Raw genomic sequence first — 14,300 nt, forward strand, 5'->3', positions numbered from 1 at the left:
GCTGGTTTCCTGTGTTGGGTAAAGCGAGATAGTAACCTGTACACGCGCGGCGTGCAGGGAGTGGCCACGGCGACCCGGGCGCGCCGGCGTGCATGCTTGGCCCGTTCCTGTGACGAAAATGCGTCACATTTACAAGCGCCAACAATATGAGCTTGTTGATAAGGCGACAGGCGGTTACCTTGTTGCACCCGCACGAGGCCGTCGCCCGTCAATGCATACCAATCGACACCATGGATAAAAGCGCACGCATCGCCATCATCGGCGCCGGCGTTTCCGGCATTTTCACCGCCATCGAATTGAAAAAGCGTGGCTATGCGAACGTGGTCCTGTACGAACAGGCCGGGCACGTCGCCAGCCTGACGGCCTCGTTCGCCCACGATGGCCACCAGTTCGACCTGTCGACCAAGGTGATTCCCGCGGTGGGCCTGGCGCATGCGGGCGTTTATCCGCCGCTGAAGGCGCTGATCGAGGAAGCTGGACTGACGCTGCGCAGTTTTCCCGAACCTGTGTTCCACGACTTCACGCGCAGGCGTGCGATGAAGGTCCCGCACTTCATGCGTGCGTTCGGCAAGCTGCGCATCCTGCGCGAATTCGCACGCGCCTGCGAGCTGCTGCTGGCAATCCGCCGCAGTCCATTCACCGATGGGGCCTGGCAGACCGACTTGCTGCGCCCGGGCGAAACGGTCGCCGAGTGGGCGGCGCGCCACGATGTGCAATCCTTCGGCGTCTTCACCAAATACCTGGTCGACCTGTTCAACCAGGGGCCGGCGCACACGCTGCCGGCCGGCGTGGTGCTGATGTCGCGCATGCACTTCGCCGCGCCCTTCCTGCACGCCCTGCTCACGCGGCCCGGCCTGCGCCAGTTCCTGAAGTGGACGCGGCGCGGCAACGCGGAGCTGGCCGCCTTCCTCGACCTGGCGCCGGCGGCATCGAGCTATGTCACGATCGAAGAAGGGTACGGGGCGCTGTTTCCGCGGCTGGTGGCGCACTACGGCTTGCGGGTGGAATACGGCAGCCTGGTCTCCGACCTGCGCAAGACGGTGCAGGGACTCACGCTCACGGTCAACGGCGCCAGTACCCACTGTGACGCCCTGATCTTTTGCTGTCCGCCGCCCGCCATCGCCGCGCTCAGCTACCTGCCGGACCCGCGCCGCGTCTTCGGCGCGCTCCGGCTCGAACGCACGATCCGCACCTGGGCGTTCGAGGTCGAGCAGTGGGACGAACGCCGTTTCGGCAAGCAGGCGATCGTGATCGACGGCGAAAATCGCCTGTGCTTCGCCACCTCCGCCATGCTGGTCAACGGCGAACTCAATTACGTGGCCAAGGAATTCGCCGACTCGGATCTCATCTGCAGCGCCGTCTACCTCGACCCGGCCACAAGCGAAGCGCAGCGCATCGAGGCCTTGCGCAGCTCGCTGCGGCGCTTCCACCTGCAACTCAGGCGCGTGGTGAGCTGGCGTGATTTCGCCTGGCCGTACAACTTCACGACCGGCCAGCACAGCGCCGGCGACGTCGCGCAGGTCCAGCAGTACCAGGGCCGCGACGGCATCTATTATTCGGGCGAGCACTGTTTCGGCGTGGGTGTTCCCACCATTCTCGAATATGCCGGCAAGTTTGTCGCCTCCCATTTCCCTACTAACGCGCTGCCCCGATGAAGAACCGACCCGACCAACGCATCGCCATCCTGGGTGCCGGACCGGGCGGCCTGGCCGCCGCCGAAGCCTTGCGCGAAAAAGGCTACCGCCACATCGTCGTCTACGAACGCGCGGGACGCGTCGGCGGCCAGGTACTGACAGGCAGCTACACGACACCGGACGGACGCAGCATCGTCTACGACCTCGGCAGCGTCCAGCCGACCAGTTCGCGCAAGCTCGACGCCCTGTTCGCCCGTTATGGCCTGCATTTCGGGCGCGGCATCCTGCAGGACCAGCCGAAGGCCATCTACGCCTACAGCTACATCCACGCCAGCGAGTTTGCCAACTTCCTCAAGTACTACTTCGGCGCGCCGCTGATCAAGCTGCCCGCCATCGCCGCCGACGTGGCGAAACTGAGCTGGTACCTGTGGCGCTACCGCCGTCTCGCCAGGCCGGGCTTTCACGGTTTTCGCCATTGGGACGAAACCACGGTCAACGTACGGGAATGGGTCGATGCGCGCGGATTCCGCTTCATCGGCGAGCGGCTGCTGGCGATGCTGGTCAGCGCGCTCACGCTCAACAACAAGACCAGGGAAAAGGAGGTACCCGTCTACCTGCTGTTCAAGGCCCTGTATGCGACGCTGGTATTCCCGATGCGGTATATCGACGGCACCTACCGGCCCGTCCGTGAAGGCATGCAGGAATTATGGAAGCGGGTCGCGGCCAACTTCGAGGTCGTCCTGAATGCGGACATCACCGGCATACGCCGGACGGCCGAGTCGGTCGAGATCGTGACCCCTGCCGGTTCGCGCCACTTCGACGCCCTTATCCTGTCATGCGGCTTCGACAAGATTGCCGCGCGCATCGACGCGACCGAGGAAGAGCGCGTGCTGTTCACCGGCGTCGGCTACCGCCCTGGTTATCGCGGCGCCTTTATCGCCAGCGGCGGCCCGGTCGATGGCGTGCATTGGTATCCGGACAGCTTCACCAGCGGCGACGCCCCGCCGCACATGGCCTTTGCGGTACCGGAAGCGCAGGTCGCGCAAGGACACACGCTGTATAGCTGCATGTTCGCCGCCTGTCCGACCGGGGCCGGGGCGGTCGCCACCCTGCAAGCGTCGGCCGAGCGCATGTTCCGCGAACAGTACGGGGCGCGGATCACCGAATGGTTGCGCATGCAGTACTGGCCCGACTTCGGCGCCACTTTCGATCCGGCGCTGGTACGCGGTGGCGTGTTCGACCGGATCGACGCGCTGCAGGGCAAGTCGCGTACCTATCACACGGGCCAGCTGCTCAGCCTGACCGGCAACGCCCTCGGCGTCGAATTCAGCTACGACCTGGTCGAGCGCTTTTTTTGAGGACTTCCGCACCGGCCTGATCCGCTACGGCAAGGGTGCGGGCCGGCAGGCGCGTCAATGCTAGACTCTTCTGTCCGACGCTTTTCGCGGCTGTTCATCCTCAGTCAAAGGACATGTTTTGAGTATGCGTTTCATTTTCCACAGATTGTTCCTCCTGCTGCTGCTCCTGCCCGCGCTTGCCGTGCCGGCAAGTGCGCTCCAGCTCGGCGAACCGGAGGCCGCCCCCGCCGCGCCCGCAGCCTTGCCCGACCCGCTCGGCCGCGAAACCCCGCGCTCGATGGTTTCGAACCTGATCAAGGCGCTGGCCGAGCACGATTATGACCGCGCCGCCCAGTTCTTCGACCTGCCCGGCGACACCAACCGCCAGCGCGTCAACGCTGCCATCCAGGCGCGCGCCTTCCAGACGCTGCTGGACAACGGCGGCTCGCTCGAACCCTACGTCGCCCTGTCGAACGAGGCCGTCGGCAAGATCGACGACGACTTGCCGCTCGACCAGGAAGAAGTCGGCCACATCGCCGTCGGCGACAAGAAGATGCCGGTCATCCTAAGCCGCAGCGAGGAAGCCGGCCAGCAGGTGTGGCGCATCTCGCAGGACACGGCGCGCCAGATCGCCGCCGCGGAAAAGCAGCGCGCCGCGGCGCCGACCCAGGAACCGGACAAATACATCGTCGCCGGCGCGCCCCTGAAGGACTGGGCGCTGCTGGTCGGTCTGGCGGTCGTCATCTTCGGCGGCTTGTGGATGGTGGCGGCCTTGGTGGTTGCGGCGATCCGGCGCATGGTCGCGGATCCGACTGCGAACGGCTTGTACCGCTTCCTGGAGGCGGCGCTGCCGCCGCTGAGCCTCCTGGTCGCCGTGATCGTGTTCCTGAACTGGGTCGAGCGGCTGCCGGTCGCCATCGTCGCGCGCCAGACCCTGCTGCGCTATACCGGCATCGTGTTCGTGATCGCCTTTGTCTGGTTCGGCCTGCGCCTGGTCGACGCGATCGCGGAACTGGCGATCGTGCGCATGCAGCGCCACCAGCGGCGCCAGGTGGTGTCGGTGATTACCCTGCTGCGGCGCACGGCGAAGGTCTTGCTGCTGGTGTTTTCCGGGATCGGCATTCTCGACACTTTCGGCATCGACGTCACCACCGGTATCGCCGCGCTCGGGATCGGTGGTATCGCGCTGGCGCTGGGCGCCCAGAAGACGGTCGAAAACCTGGTCGGCAGCGTCACCGTGATCGCCGACCGCCCGGCCCAGGTGGGCGACTTCATCAAGGTGGGCGACGTGATCGGCACGGTCGAGGACATCGGCATCCGCTCGACCCGCATCCGCACCGGCGAGCGCACCGTGGTCACCATTCCCAACGGCGACTTGTCGGCGCGCCAGATCGAGAACTTCGCGCCGCGCGAGCGCTTCCTATTCAATCCGGTCATCGCGGTGGACTATGGCGTCTCGTCGACCAAGCTGCGGGAAGCGATCGCCATCGTGCAGGGCGTGCTGGCAGGACACGAGAAGATCGCCGAGGGCGCGCGCGCCAACCTGGCCAAGATCACCGAGCGCGCGTTCAACATCGATGTGTTCTCGTACATCGACGTGCGTGAATTCGATGCCAGCGTGCTGATTCGCGAAGAACTGCTGCTGACGATCTACGAACGGCTGGAGGCGGCCGACATCAAGCTGGCCTTCCAGACCCAGACGATCGTGTTTTCGCCTGACCAGTTGGAAGCGCTCGCCTCCCGTCCGCCTGCGCAGGCCGGCCAGGATGTTCCTCAGCGCCGCTCAGCTTAACAATCCGGCGCCTTTCGCCAGCCTGAGCCAGCCCGGATACTCGGTCATCAGGAGGTCGTACAAGGCGTCGTCCGAATGTTCGTCGGGACTGGCGACCGCGAAGAAGTCGGCGTTGTCGACCAGGCGGCCATCGAGTTCGTCGAGTTTTTCGAGGAAGGGAAAATCGGAGTCGGCGAAGTTGGCCAGCCGCTTGCTCTTCGACTTCTTGCCCTTGCCGATCCCCATGAACTGCCAGAAGATCGGTTCGCGGCTCGACCAGCGCAGCTGGCGCTCGGTCAGCGGCTTGTCCGAGGTGGTGCCGTCGGTGACGAACATCACGTACACCGGCAGCGCCGCCTTGCAGGGCGTCTTGCGCTCGCCGCCGCCGGCATCGGGGAAGTAATGGCGGCGCACCGCCTCCATCGCCGCGCCGTAGCGGGTATCGCCCTCGAGCGGATGGCGCTCGATCATCTGGCCGACGTAGCGCGACCAGTTACTCAGGCCCATCGGCTCGCCCTTGTGGACGCTGCGCCCGAACAGGAAGACATCGATTGCGCCGTCGTCGTCGAAGCGGCAGCCCAGCGCCAGGATCCGTTCGGCGAAGGCCTGCACCAGTCCCTTGCGGTACAAACTGCTCATCGAGCCGGAGATGTCGAGCACCAGGCAGACCCGGGCGCGGTGCTGCGCGAGGCCAACCTTGGCCAGCGACACGCCGGCCGACTTGACCAGGCTGACCAGTTGCGGCGCTGCCTGCTCGACGCGCTTCTCCAGGCTGACCGCGGGCGCCTTCGCCTGCACCGGCGCCGGGGTCACGGCCTGCGCCACATCCGCCCCGAAATGCCCGACCAGCGCCGCCAGCCCGCCATTGAAACCCTGGCCGACGGCCATGAAACGCCAGCCGCCATCCTTGCGGTACAGCTCGCCCAGCATCACGGCCTGCTCGGCCGCGAAGTCCTGTCCGGCGAAATCGAAGCGCGCAAATTCACCCGAGCCGTTCGCCAGGCGCAGCGTCCCCGCCTGCAGTTGCGACATGACGCCGCCGCCATCGATGCTGGCGGTGATCACCACCCGTTCGACCGTCGCCGGCAGCCGCCCCAACTGGAACACGAAGCCGTCCTCCTCGACAGCGACGCCGCCGCAGGGCGTGCACGGCTGGTTGAAGAAGGTCATGTAAGGCTCGCCGGCCAGCTTGCCGGTCGCATCGAGCCCGAAACAGGCAAAGTCGAGCGCCAGTCCGCGCGCGGACAAGCCGGCCTGCACCACGCCATCGGCGGCAAAGGCGCCCAGCGGCAGGCGCTCCCCGCGTGTCATTTGCTTCATCGTGTCTCCTCGGTCAGAACAGCTCCAGGTTGGGCGATGGTTCCACCGGCTTGTGCACACCCGGCGCCGGCCAGTCGCGCATGCCGGATGCCGGATAGTGGCGCAGGAAACCGCGCGCGGTGTCGATGCTGCGGCAGCCGAGCCAGGCGCCGACATCCTCGTGCGGCAGGATCACGAGCGAGCGCTTTTCGTCGCCGGGCCGGTGCATGCGCCGCATCAGCGGATGCTCGTCGGCGTTGATGGTGATCTGGGTGAACGAGGTGGCGACGCGCCCGTCCTCTTCCTGCCAGTCGCGCCACAGTCCGGCGACGTAGAAGAGAGATTCGTCGCGCATGCCGATCGCATGGCGCACGGCGCGGCCGCTCTCGTAGCAGGGTTCGTAGAACCAGGCCATCGGCACCGCGCACAATTGCAGGCGGTGCCAGGCCGTGGCGAACGAGCGCCGTTCGTGCAGCGATTCGGCGCGCGCGTTCATGGTGTCGAAGGCCTTGATCCCGGGTCCGATCTGGTGCCGCGGGACCATGCCGTAGCTCGCCAGGCGCGCGGCCGGGCGGCGCCCGGGGCGGGCGCGCAGGATCGGGGCCAGATAATCCTTCCAGGTTTCTTCCGGCCAGTGCCAGTCACGCGGCAGGTCGGTGAACGCCTCGAGCGTGGCCAATTGCCCGGGCGTGGGAGGCTGGTAATTGACGCACATGGCCTGGCTCAGAAACCTTCGAACACCGTTTCCAGGTGGCTGACGTTCGGTGCGCCATCGAAGCAGTGGCCGACCAGGCGGCGCCACTCCTGGAAATCGGCGCTGCCCCGGAAATGGACGTTATGGTCCTCGACGGTGTCCCAGCGTACCAGGAGGCGGTAGGCTTGCGGGTTCTCGACGCCGCGCTGCAGCTGCATGCCGGCGCAGCCGCGGGCGCGCTGGAACAGCGGCGTCGCCTGGCGTACGCCGGCTTCGAATTCGGCTTCCATGCCGGGTTTGATCAACAGTTCCGCACTCTCGAGTACCATCGCCGTCCTTTGTTTGCGTGCGCACCGTGCGCATCGGATGACGATTATGCCACGGCTCGGCGGCGTGCTTACTCCGCCGCGTCCAGGAAGAAAATGGCCCAGGCTTTGGCAGGCGTGTCGACCGTCGGCTTGTCGATCTGGAGCTGGGCGCAGTCTTCCGCCACCAGGCTGCGCCAGTTGCGCATGCCGGCGTTGGCGAACAGGGGATTGGCCTTGGCGCCCAGGCTGAGGTCCAGCGCCAGGCGCGCGTTGCGCGCTTCGCCCTTGACGTAGCTGACGCCGCGCAGTTCGATGCCGAAGGCGGCCAGCCACGGTTCCCACAGGCCCGATTCGGTTCCCGCGACGATCCGCGCCAACATGTCGTCCAGGGACACGCCTTTTTTCACGACGCCGCGCAGCAGTTCCAGCGATGGCGCGAAGCGCGCGTCGGTGCTCGCCTTGCCGGCGCCGCGGTCGGCGATCGCTTTCAGCTCTTTCGAGAAGGTGGCGTCGCGCTCGGTATAGTCGCGCACGCGGTCATAGAACCCGACGTCGAGGAAGGGGTTCTCCGGGCGCCCGGCCGGGTTGTCCGAGCGGGATGGTTTTTTGTTGGTCATGGCATGCGACACTTCGAGGTAAGGGCGGCAGTGTAACACCCTCCTCCGCCGGCGCCACCAGCAGCAGGTCGCAGGACGTGGCCGCGAGCGCTTCGTGGGTGGCCGAGATGCCGGGCAGCCCGCCTGGAATGCCCCATGGCCGCCCGCTCACCACGATCAGGTCGGGCGCCGCGCCAACGGCATGGACGGACAATGCCACGCGCTCCGGGTGCGGCGTCATCAGGAGCGAAAAGCGCGTACCCGGCAATTCCAGCCGCTCGACGAAGCGCCCGAACGCGGCGCGGGCGGCCGTGCGTGCCTTCTGTCGGTGCCGCTCGATGACGTGGCTGGCCACGCCGGCGCGGCGCATGGTGCCTTCGATCCCGGTGTCGAGCGCGTGCAGCAGTGTGAAGTGCGCACCGGGTGCGCAACGCAGCGCGACCTGCACGGCGCCGAGCGCGGCCTCGGAAAAGTCGGTTACCACCAGCACCCGCGCATAGGGCCGCAGCGCCGGGTTACGCACCACCAGCACCGGGCGCCGGCTGCGGCGGGCCACCGTGGCGAAGGTCCAGGCATTGCGCAGGCGACCCAGCCAGGATGGCGCATGCCAGCCCAGCACCACCAGGCAGGGCCGGGTCGCATCGACCCGCGCCATGGCTTGCCGCGCCAGGCTGCCCGCGCCCAGCAGCGGCTTGCAGCGCACGCCGAAGGCGCTGCGCAGGCGCGTGGCCTGGTGCATCAGGTGGCGCCTGGCCCGCTGCCATAGCGTCCGGCCGGCGCTGGACAGCTGCCACAGCCGGCCCATCGCGCCTGGTGCGACGACGGACAGGACCTCGAACGATTCCGATGCGTGCGCCGCGGCCAGCATGGCGGCGCGGCGCTGCGGGTCGGCGGACCGGTCGGAAAAAGCGGTCGCCACCAGGATGCCGTATAACACAAGCGTACTCCTTCATGATTGATGGATGATTTTCGGCGCGGCCCAAGCGGCGCCGCCTGCCGTGCGTCCCGCTGCATCAGCCGTCTGCCTCGGCCAGGGCCGGCACCGGCGCGCGTCTTGTCCTGGCCGGGCTGCGATGGCCCCAACGTTCCAGGTAGCGCCGCTGCGCCACCATCTGGCGCACCTTGTAGGCGGCGCGCTTGACGGCGCGGTCGATCGCGGTGTACAGGTCGCCATGGACGTCGCGCACCACCAGCGTCGGCCGTCCGGGCACGGCGACCAGGATGTGGCACAGCATGTCCTGTCCGCCGCGCGGGCCATTGAGGTCTCCTAGGCGCACCACGACGTCACCGATCCGGTCGCGCGCAAACGCGAACCCGGCGCGCAGGCGCCGTTCGGCATAGCCGCGCAGGGCCGGGGTCAAGGGAAACGGTTTAGCAAGCAGATGGACTTCCATGGCATTCTCCTGTCTCGTTCGTTGGACGGGACCACATCCGTGGCCAGGCTCAAGTCTCGCCCATCCGGCGGCGCTTGGCCATTCGCCACTCCCCGTAAGGGTTTCGCTTAGTGCGCTCATGGGCTAACTACGGCGATAATGCGGGCATCCACCTTTGACGAAAGAAGCCATGGCCGGCCTGCCCGCCCTCCGCTCGATCTGGTACGGTTGCGCCTTCGTGGCGGCGTACGTCGCCTGCGACATGCTGAGCGGGCCGGAAGCCCGTTACCAGGCTATCGCCCCGGTCTGGCATCCGGCCGCCGGCCTGGCGCTGTATGCGCTGGTCCGCCATGGCAGGCAGGTGCTGGCGCCCTTGCTGGTCGCTGCACTGCTGGCCGCGAGCATCACGCCGGCATTGCCGGCGCAGCCGGGGCTGTCGCTACTGGCGGGGCTGCTGCCGTTGCCGGTGTACCTGGCGCTGGCCGCATTCACGCGCAGCCGCCTGCCGGGCAGCGCCTTGTTTGCCAGCCACCGCGGCATGCTGCTCTGGGCCGGCATGGTGGCGCTGGGCAGCCTGACCAGCGCCCTGCTGTATGCGGCCACCGTGCGCGGCACGGGCACGCAACTGCACTGGATCGACGTGCTGACGCGTTACGCCATCGCCGAGACCGCGGGCATGCTGGCCCTGGTGCCGGCCGCCTGCTGCCTGTTCGACCCCGACCTGCGCGCCGATTTCCTGGCGCGGGTGCGTACCCGCGAAACGCTCGCCTACACGGCCGTCATCGCGCTGGTGCTGGCGATCGCGCTGCAAAGCCCGGCCCCGGCCTCGCTGGCCTACTACCTGCTGATGCTGCCGCTGGCCTGGGCCGCCTCGCGCCAGGGCATGGCCGGCGCGGTCACCGCCGCGGTCGTGCTCGAAGCCGGTGTGACGGTCGCGGCGCTGTGGCCGGTGGCCCACCTCGAGCAGATGCCGAACCTGCAGATGCTGGTGCTGACCCTGATCCTGTCGGGCTTCCTGATCGGCATCGCGGTCGACCTGGCCCGCCGCGCCAGCGACGAGCTGCGCCACTCGCTGCGCCTGGCCGCGGCCGGCGAAATGGCGGCCGCCGTGGCGCACGAGCTGAACCAGCCCCTGACCGCGCTCTCGGCCTATGGCAGCGCCTGCCAGCGGCTGGTGCTGCGCGACGGCGGCGACCCGCTGCTGCACAAGACCATCGATGCGATGGCGGCAGAATCGCAGCGCGCCGCCAACGTGCTCAGGCGCCTGCGCGAATTCTTCCGCAGCGGCGCGATCGCGCTCGAAGCGCTGTCGCTGGCTCAGCTGGTAGAGGACAGCGTCGGCGCGTTTGCCGAACAGGCGCGCGCCGCCGGAGTCGCCCTGGAAGTGCAGCCGCTTCCGGATGCGCCGCTGCTGGGCGACCGCATCCAGCTCGACATCGTGCTGCGCAACCTGCTGGCGAATGCCTTGCAGGCGCTCGAGCAAACGCCTGCCGAGGCGCCGCGCCGCATCACGGTCGATGCGGGCACGGGGGGTGACCTGGTCTGGATCCGCGTCGCCGACAACGGTCCTGGCATCGCCGACAAGGTGCGCGAGCGGCTGTTCGAACCTTTCGTCTCGCTCAAGTCGAGCGGCCTCGGACTCGGGCTGGCGATCAGCCGCTCGATCGTCGAAGCCCACGGCGGTGCCCTGGTGGCGGAACCGGGGCACCAGGCCGCATTCAAACTGACATTGCCGGCGCGCGCGGACAAGGAACCGATTGGGAAAGGAACGCCATGACCACTGAAAACACCGTCTACATCGTCGACGACGACGCCGCCGTACGCGATGCGCTGGGCCTGCTATTGAGCCTGCATGGCTACCGCACGGCCTTCTTTGCCGACGCCGAAGCCTTCCTGCGCGCGTGGTCGCCGGCCATGTGTGGCTGCATGCTGCTCGACATCCGCATGCCGGGCATGGATGGCCTGACCCTGCAAAAGACGCTGCGCGAACGCGGCTGCCGCCTGCCGGTGCTGGTCATCACCGGGCATGGCGACGTCGACTCGGCACGCGAAGCGTTTCGGGCCGACGCGGTCGATTTCCTGGAAAAGCCGCTGCGCGAAGCGCAACTGGTGGCGGCGATCGAGGAAGCCTTCCTGCGCCAGGCCAGCGACAGCCGCGCCGGCCCGGCCCATGCCGACTATGCGCGGCGCCACGCCAGCCTGACCCCGCGCGAAGGCGAAGTCATGCAACTGGTGGTGGCCGGCCGCCATAACCGCGAGATCGCGCGCGACCTCGGCATCAGCGTGCGCACTGTCGAGGTGCACAAGGCGCGCATGATGGAAAAGCTGCAAGCGCCGACAGTCGCCGACCTGGTGCGCCAGCACCTGCAGTACGGCGCGGGATAGGCGCTTTAGCGCAGGTAATCGCCCTCGCGCTCGGGCTGCGCCACCACTTCGAGGACGTCCAGGCGCAGCTTGCCGCCGCGCGGGGTCGGCCATTCGATCGTGTCCCCCGCCGCCAGGCCCAGCAGCGCGCTGCCGACCGGCGCCAGCACCGAGATGCGGTCCGCGCAACCGGCATCTTGCGGGTACACCAGGGTCAGGCAGAATTCCTTGCGCGGCAGCGCCATTGCAAAGCGCACCGTCGAATTCATCGTGACGACGTCGGGCGGCATCTCGTGCGGCGGCCGGATGTCGGCGCGGTCGAGTTCATCGACCAGCGCCTCCTTGCCGGGCAGCGTGCGCGCGGGCATGGCATCGAGCAGCGCCTCGATTCGTTCGAGGTCGCGCGAGGACACGATCGGGTTTGGTTGGCGCATAAGAAACTCCATCACGGGATTAGAGCGTGGCTTCGTACAGCGTCGCCATGGTGGCGATTGCAGCGGCCACGCCGCCCGACAGCACGGCGCGTGCCAGGCCCCGGCGCCGGCGCAGGCCGCGTGCGACGATGGTCTTGGCGATGCGGCGCTTGCTGCGGCGTTCCATGCGTGACTTTGCATGCAGCGCCGCGTCGCGTTCGAGTGTTGTGCTTTCGCGTTTCATCGGACTTTCCCTTCTTGCAGTAAAGCGGCTTGTTCATCGTGCATTATGACGATGTGCCCGGCCGCTGCCATCCGTGTCGCGCGTAAGGGAAACCCTGAGCGCCGCCGCCAAACGCTGCCTTGTCTCGCTCCTCCCGCCGCCCAGGCCGCGCTTGCAATTACTTAACGCTCAACCAATAATCGATGACGCATGCATCGGCTCATGAATCGGCTCATGTAGCGGCGCATGCAGGACCAACGATCGTCCGGCGCCGGCCTTCCGGCTTCATCTCATGAAAGGTGTTTCATGTCCTCTGTCTGCTCCCCCAAAATCGTCGCCGAATCGCTAGCGGAACTGTGGTCGCCCCGTGTCGTTGCCGAGCTCGACGATTCCTTCGTCAAGGTGGCGAAACTGAAAGGCACGCTGGCGTGGCACAGCCATGACGAACAGGACGAGCTGTTCTACATCCTCAAGGGCAGGCTGCGCATCGAAATGAAGGCGGGGAATGTCGAACTGGCCGAAGGCGACACTTTCGTGGTCCCCAAAGGGGTGCAACACAATCCGGTGGCCGACGAAGAGTGCCTGGTCATGCTGATCGAAAAGAAGTCGACCTTGCATACGGGTACTGTACAGACCGCGCGCACCCGCTCCCTCGAAGAACAGCTGCGCCCGCTCTAACAGGGCTTGCCGCCGCTGCCGTCGCTTTCCCTCCTGCCGGGCGCCGCAGGGGCGACGCATGCCGCCCGCGGTAATCGTACGCACTTAGCCGTATGGCTATCCGTACAAGATGCATTATTTGGCAATGATAATATAAATGCATTCAGCTCTGCCATTGCCCAGCGATTAATATTTACAAAATATACTTGTTAATAAACTTGCCAATCGCGGCCTTTCATTCAATCATAGATATGATACCGCAGAGCACTATTTGAATATACCGGGATAATCAGCGGCAGGTTTCCAATAGTTTCCGTTTCCGACACCGGAACCGCCTTATTAACTGACGATTAAGATTAACAAGTTATAATCTCTTGATAAAACGTCAGTGACGGGATTTAATTCAATTGTTAAGACTTATTGCAGTAGAGAATCAAGTAAATACATCGAATTAATTGCGCTTTTATTCCTAATAGTTTCTATTAGTGGTACCGGTGAGCGGGAGCAGCAGCCGCCCATCCCTTCATAGCCCCGCGCGATCGCGACAATCGCTCGCTTTGCGTATGGATGAGTTGTTTTATCGCACTCTCCAATACTCACACTTAGTAAGCCGACGCGCCGTCGCAATAGGCGCCGCCGGACCCGTCATTTCATCCTATTCACACTCTATATGACAGGTATGCGCCTTGGTTTATTTCGCTGCGCGGATGGCTGGCGAATACACGCCAGTTAATAAAACCAATGGCGTGCGAATTCCATTTTGTTTGTTCCAGCCGAAATATCTTCGTAACATATCGTTGCTACGCTGAGTTCTCCCCGCATTGAGAAAAATCAAAGCCATGAAAAATATCTTGTTAGTCGATGCCTCCGAAGAAGTCCGTTCCATGGCCCCAGCGCTGGAAATAGCGGGCTACAGTGCGGCGCACATTTCCTTGAACCGGGTGCTGGAAACGGTTCAATCGAAGCGGCCCGCGATCATGATGTTCAGTGTATTCGGAGCGCAAAACACCGCGGGCATCCGCACGCTCTTGAAATCGGAACAAATGCCTGGCGGCATCGCCGCAATCGGGTTGACCGCCAGCCCGCAGCTGCCCAGTTTCGACTTTTCCATGGGCCTGGACGACTTCATCGTCTATCCGGCGCCGTTCGACGAAGTGAACGCCCGCATGCGGCGCGCCATCTTCCAGAAGACCGGCTTCCAGAGCGATAACAAACTAGTTGCCGGCAACCTGCGGATCAATCTCGGCGTGCACAAGGCCTACATCGACGATGAACCGGTCGACCTGACGTTCAAGGAATACGAGATCCTGCGCTTCCTGGCCGCGCATCCGGACAAGGTGTTTACCCGCGAAGCCCTGCTCAACCGTATCTGGGGCTACGAGTTCGACGGCGGGGCACGCACGGTCGACGTCCACATCCGGCGCCTGCGCGCCAAGATCGAACACCGCGGGCAAACCTTCATCCAGACCGTCCACAACGTCGGTTACCGCTTCCACATCCTCAAGCAACCCGCCAAGGCGCCGGCCCTGTCCCGCGAGCTGGAGCACTGCTGATTCCCCGGCGGGGCGCCCGTACGGCGCCGCGCCCGCCTGCGCATTGAAAACCGGACCTGCTCCACCGGGCGCCCACGC

The 14,300-nt window shown here is 65.7% G+C and carries 15 protein-coding genes; 7 read left to right on the top strand and 8 right to left on the bottom strand.

Features of this window, described 5'->3' with window-relative positions; all coding sequences use genetic code 11:
• The first annotated feature begins 230 nt into the window (after positions 1 to 230).
• The 3 genes from IFT60_RS10845 (at position 231) to IFT60_RS10855 (ending at position 4,763) form a co-directional block, all read left to right on the top strand.
• The gene (locus tag IFT60_RS10845; RefSeq protein ID WP_192051985.1) at positions 231 to 1,655 is read left to right on the top strand and encodes an FAD-dependent oxidoreductase; all 1,425 of its coding nucleotides are present in this window, start codon (positions 231 to 233) and stop codon (positions 1,653 to 1,655) included.
• Entirely contained in the window at positions 1,652 to 2,992 is a 1,341-nt protein-coding gene (locus IFT60_RS10850; RefSeq protein ID WP_192051986.1) for an NAD(P)-binding protein, read from the top strand. Before IFT60_RS10845 ends, IFT60_RS10850 begins: the two co-directional genes overlap by 4 nt.
• Positions 2,993 to 3,116: 124 nt before the next feature.
• Positions 3,117 to 4,763, top strand: coding sequence for a mechanosensitive ion channel family protein (locus IFT60_RS10855; RefSeq protein ID WP_192051987.1), 1,647 nt, complete (start codon positions 3,117 to 3,119; stop codon positions 4,761 to 4,763).
• Here the strand turns inward: IFT60_RS10855 and IFT60_RS26935 are convergent.
• The 6 genes from IFT60_RS26935 to IFT60_RS10885 all read right to left on the bottom strand — a co-directional run bounded on the left by IFT60_RS26935 (position 4,755) and on the right by IFT60_RS10885 (position 9,033).
• On the bottom strand, positions 4,755 to 6,062 hold the full coding sequence (locus IFT60_RS26935; protein WP_192051988.1) for a VWA domain-containing protein: 1,308 nt from the start codon (positions 6,060 to 6,062) through the stop codon (positions 4,755 to 4,757). The two genes, IFT60_RS10855 and IFT60_RS26935, sit on opposite strands and share 9 nt — an antisense overlap.
• 13 nt (positions 6,063 to 6,075) lie before the next feature.
• Positions 6,076 to 6,756, bottom strand: a complete 681-nt coding sequence (locus tag IFT60_RS10865) for an SOS response-associated peptidase (protein WP_192051989.1) — start codon at positions 6,754 to 6,756, stop codon at positions 6,076 to 6,078.
• Positions 6,757 to 6,764: 8 nt separating this feature from the next.
• Positions 6,765 to 7,064 (bottom strand): antibiotic biosynthesis monooxygenase family protein, encoded by a 300-nt coding sequence (locus tag IFT60_RS10870; protein ID WP_192051990.1) that lies wholly within the window; start codon positions 7,062 to 7,064, stop codon positions 6,765 to 6,767.
• Between the two features lie 68 nt (positions 7,065 to 7,132).
• The gene (locus IFT60_RS10875) at positions 7,133 to 7,660 is read right to left on the bottom strand and encodes a hypothetical protein (RefSeq protein ID WP_197986291.1); all 528 of its coding nucleotides are present in this window, start codon (positions 7,658 to 7,660) and stop codon (positions 7,133 to 7,135) included.
• Positions 7,581 to 8,576 carry a universal stress protein gene (locus IFT60_RS10880; RefSeq protein WP_192051991.1) on the bottom strand — a complete coding sequence of 332 codons (996 nt, stop codon included), beginning with the start codon at positions 8,574 to 8,576 and terminating at the stop codon, positions 7,581 to 7,583. Before IFT60_RS10880 ends, IFT60_RS10875 begins: the two co-directional genes overlap by 80 nt.
• A gap of 76 nt (positions 8,577 to 8,652) precedes the next feature.
• Positions 8,653 to 9,033 (bottom strand): HPF/RaiA family ribosome-associated protein, encoded by a 381-nt coding sequence (locus IFT60_RS10885; protein WP_192051992.1) that lies wholly within the window; start codon positions 9,031 to 9,033, stop codon positions 8,653 to 8,655.
• 169 nt (positions 9,034 to 9,202) lie between these two features.
• Between IFT60_RS10885 and IFT60_RS10890 the strand changes: the two genes are divergently transcribed.
• Both IFT60_RS10890 and IFT60_RS10895 read left to right on the top strand, forming a co-directional pair.
• A complete protein-coding gene (locus IFT60_RS10890) occupies positions 9,203 to 10,789 on the top strand; it encodes an ATP-binding protein (protein ID WP_192051993.1) in 1,587 nt (528 codons plus the stop codon).
• Positions 10,786 to 11,397 carry a response regulator transcription factor gene (locus IFT60_RS10895; RefSeq protein WP_192051994.1) on the top strand — a complete coding sequence of 204 codons (612 nt, stop codon included), beginning with the start codon at positions 10,786 to 10,788 and terminating at the stop codon, positions 11,395 to 11,397. The genes IFT60_RS10890 and IFT60_RS10895 overlap by 4 nt, the downstream gene beginning before the upstream one ends.
• Positions 11,398 to 11,402: 5 nt before the next feature.
• Here the strand turns inward: IFT60_RS10895 and rnk are convergent, their stop codons facing one another.
• Both rnk and IFT60_RS10905 read right to left on the bottom strand, forming a co-directional pair.
• The gene (gene rnk, locus IFT60_RS10900) at positions 11,403 to 11,810 is read right to left on the bottom strand and encodes a nucleoside diphosphate kinase regulator (protein WP_192051995.1); all 408 of its coding nucleotides are present in this window, start codon (positions 11,808 to 11,810) and stop codon (positions 11,403 to 11,405) included.
• A gap of 19 nt (positions 11,811 to 11,829) precedes the next feature.
• Positions 11,830 to 12,033, bottom strand: a complete 204-nt coding sequence (locus IFT60_RS10905) for a hypothetical protein (protein ID WP_192051996.1) — start codon at positions 12,031 to 12,033, stop codon at positions 11,830 to 11,832.
• A gap of 285 nt (positions 12,034 to 12,318) precedes the next feature.
• Here IFT60_RS10905 and IFT60_RS10910 point away from each other — a divergent pair, with 285 nt between their 5' ends.
• Both IFT60_RS10910 and IFT60_RS26940 read left to right on the top strand, forming a co-directional pair.
• The gene (locus IFT60_RS10910) at positions 12,319 to 12,690 is read left to right on the top strand and encodes a cupin domain-containing protein (RefSeq protein WP_192051997.1); all 372 of its coding nucleotides are present in this window, start codon (positions 12,319 to 12,321) and stop codon (positions 12,688 to 12,690) included.
• Between the two features lie 863 nt (positions 12,691 to 13,553).
• Positions 13,554 to 14,222 carry a winged helix-turn-helix domain-containing protein gene (locus IFT60_RS26940; protein ID WP_307729679.1) on the top strand — a complete coding sequence of 223 codons (669 nt, stop codon included), beginning with the start codon at positions 13,554 to 13,556 and terminating at the stop codon, positions 14,220 to 14,222.
• Positions 14,223 to 14,300 lie beyond the last annotated feature (78 nt).

Source organism: Massilia sp. CFBP 13721, assembly GCF_014842025.1.
GTDB lineage: Bacteria > Pseudomonadota > Gammaproteobacteria > Burkholderiales > Burkholderiaceae_D > Telluria.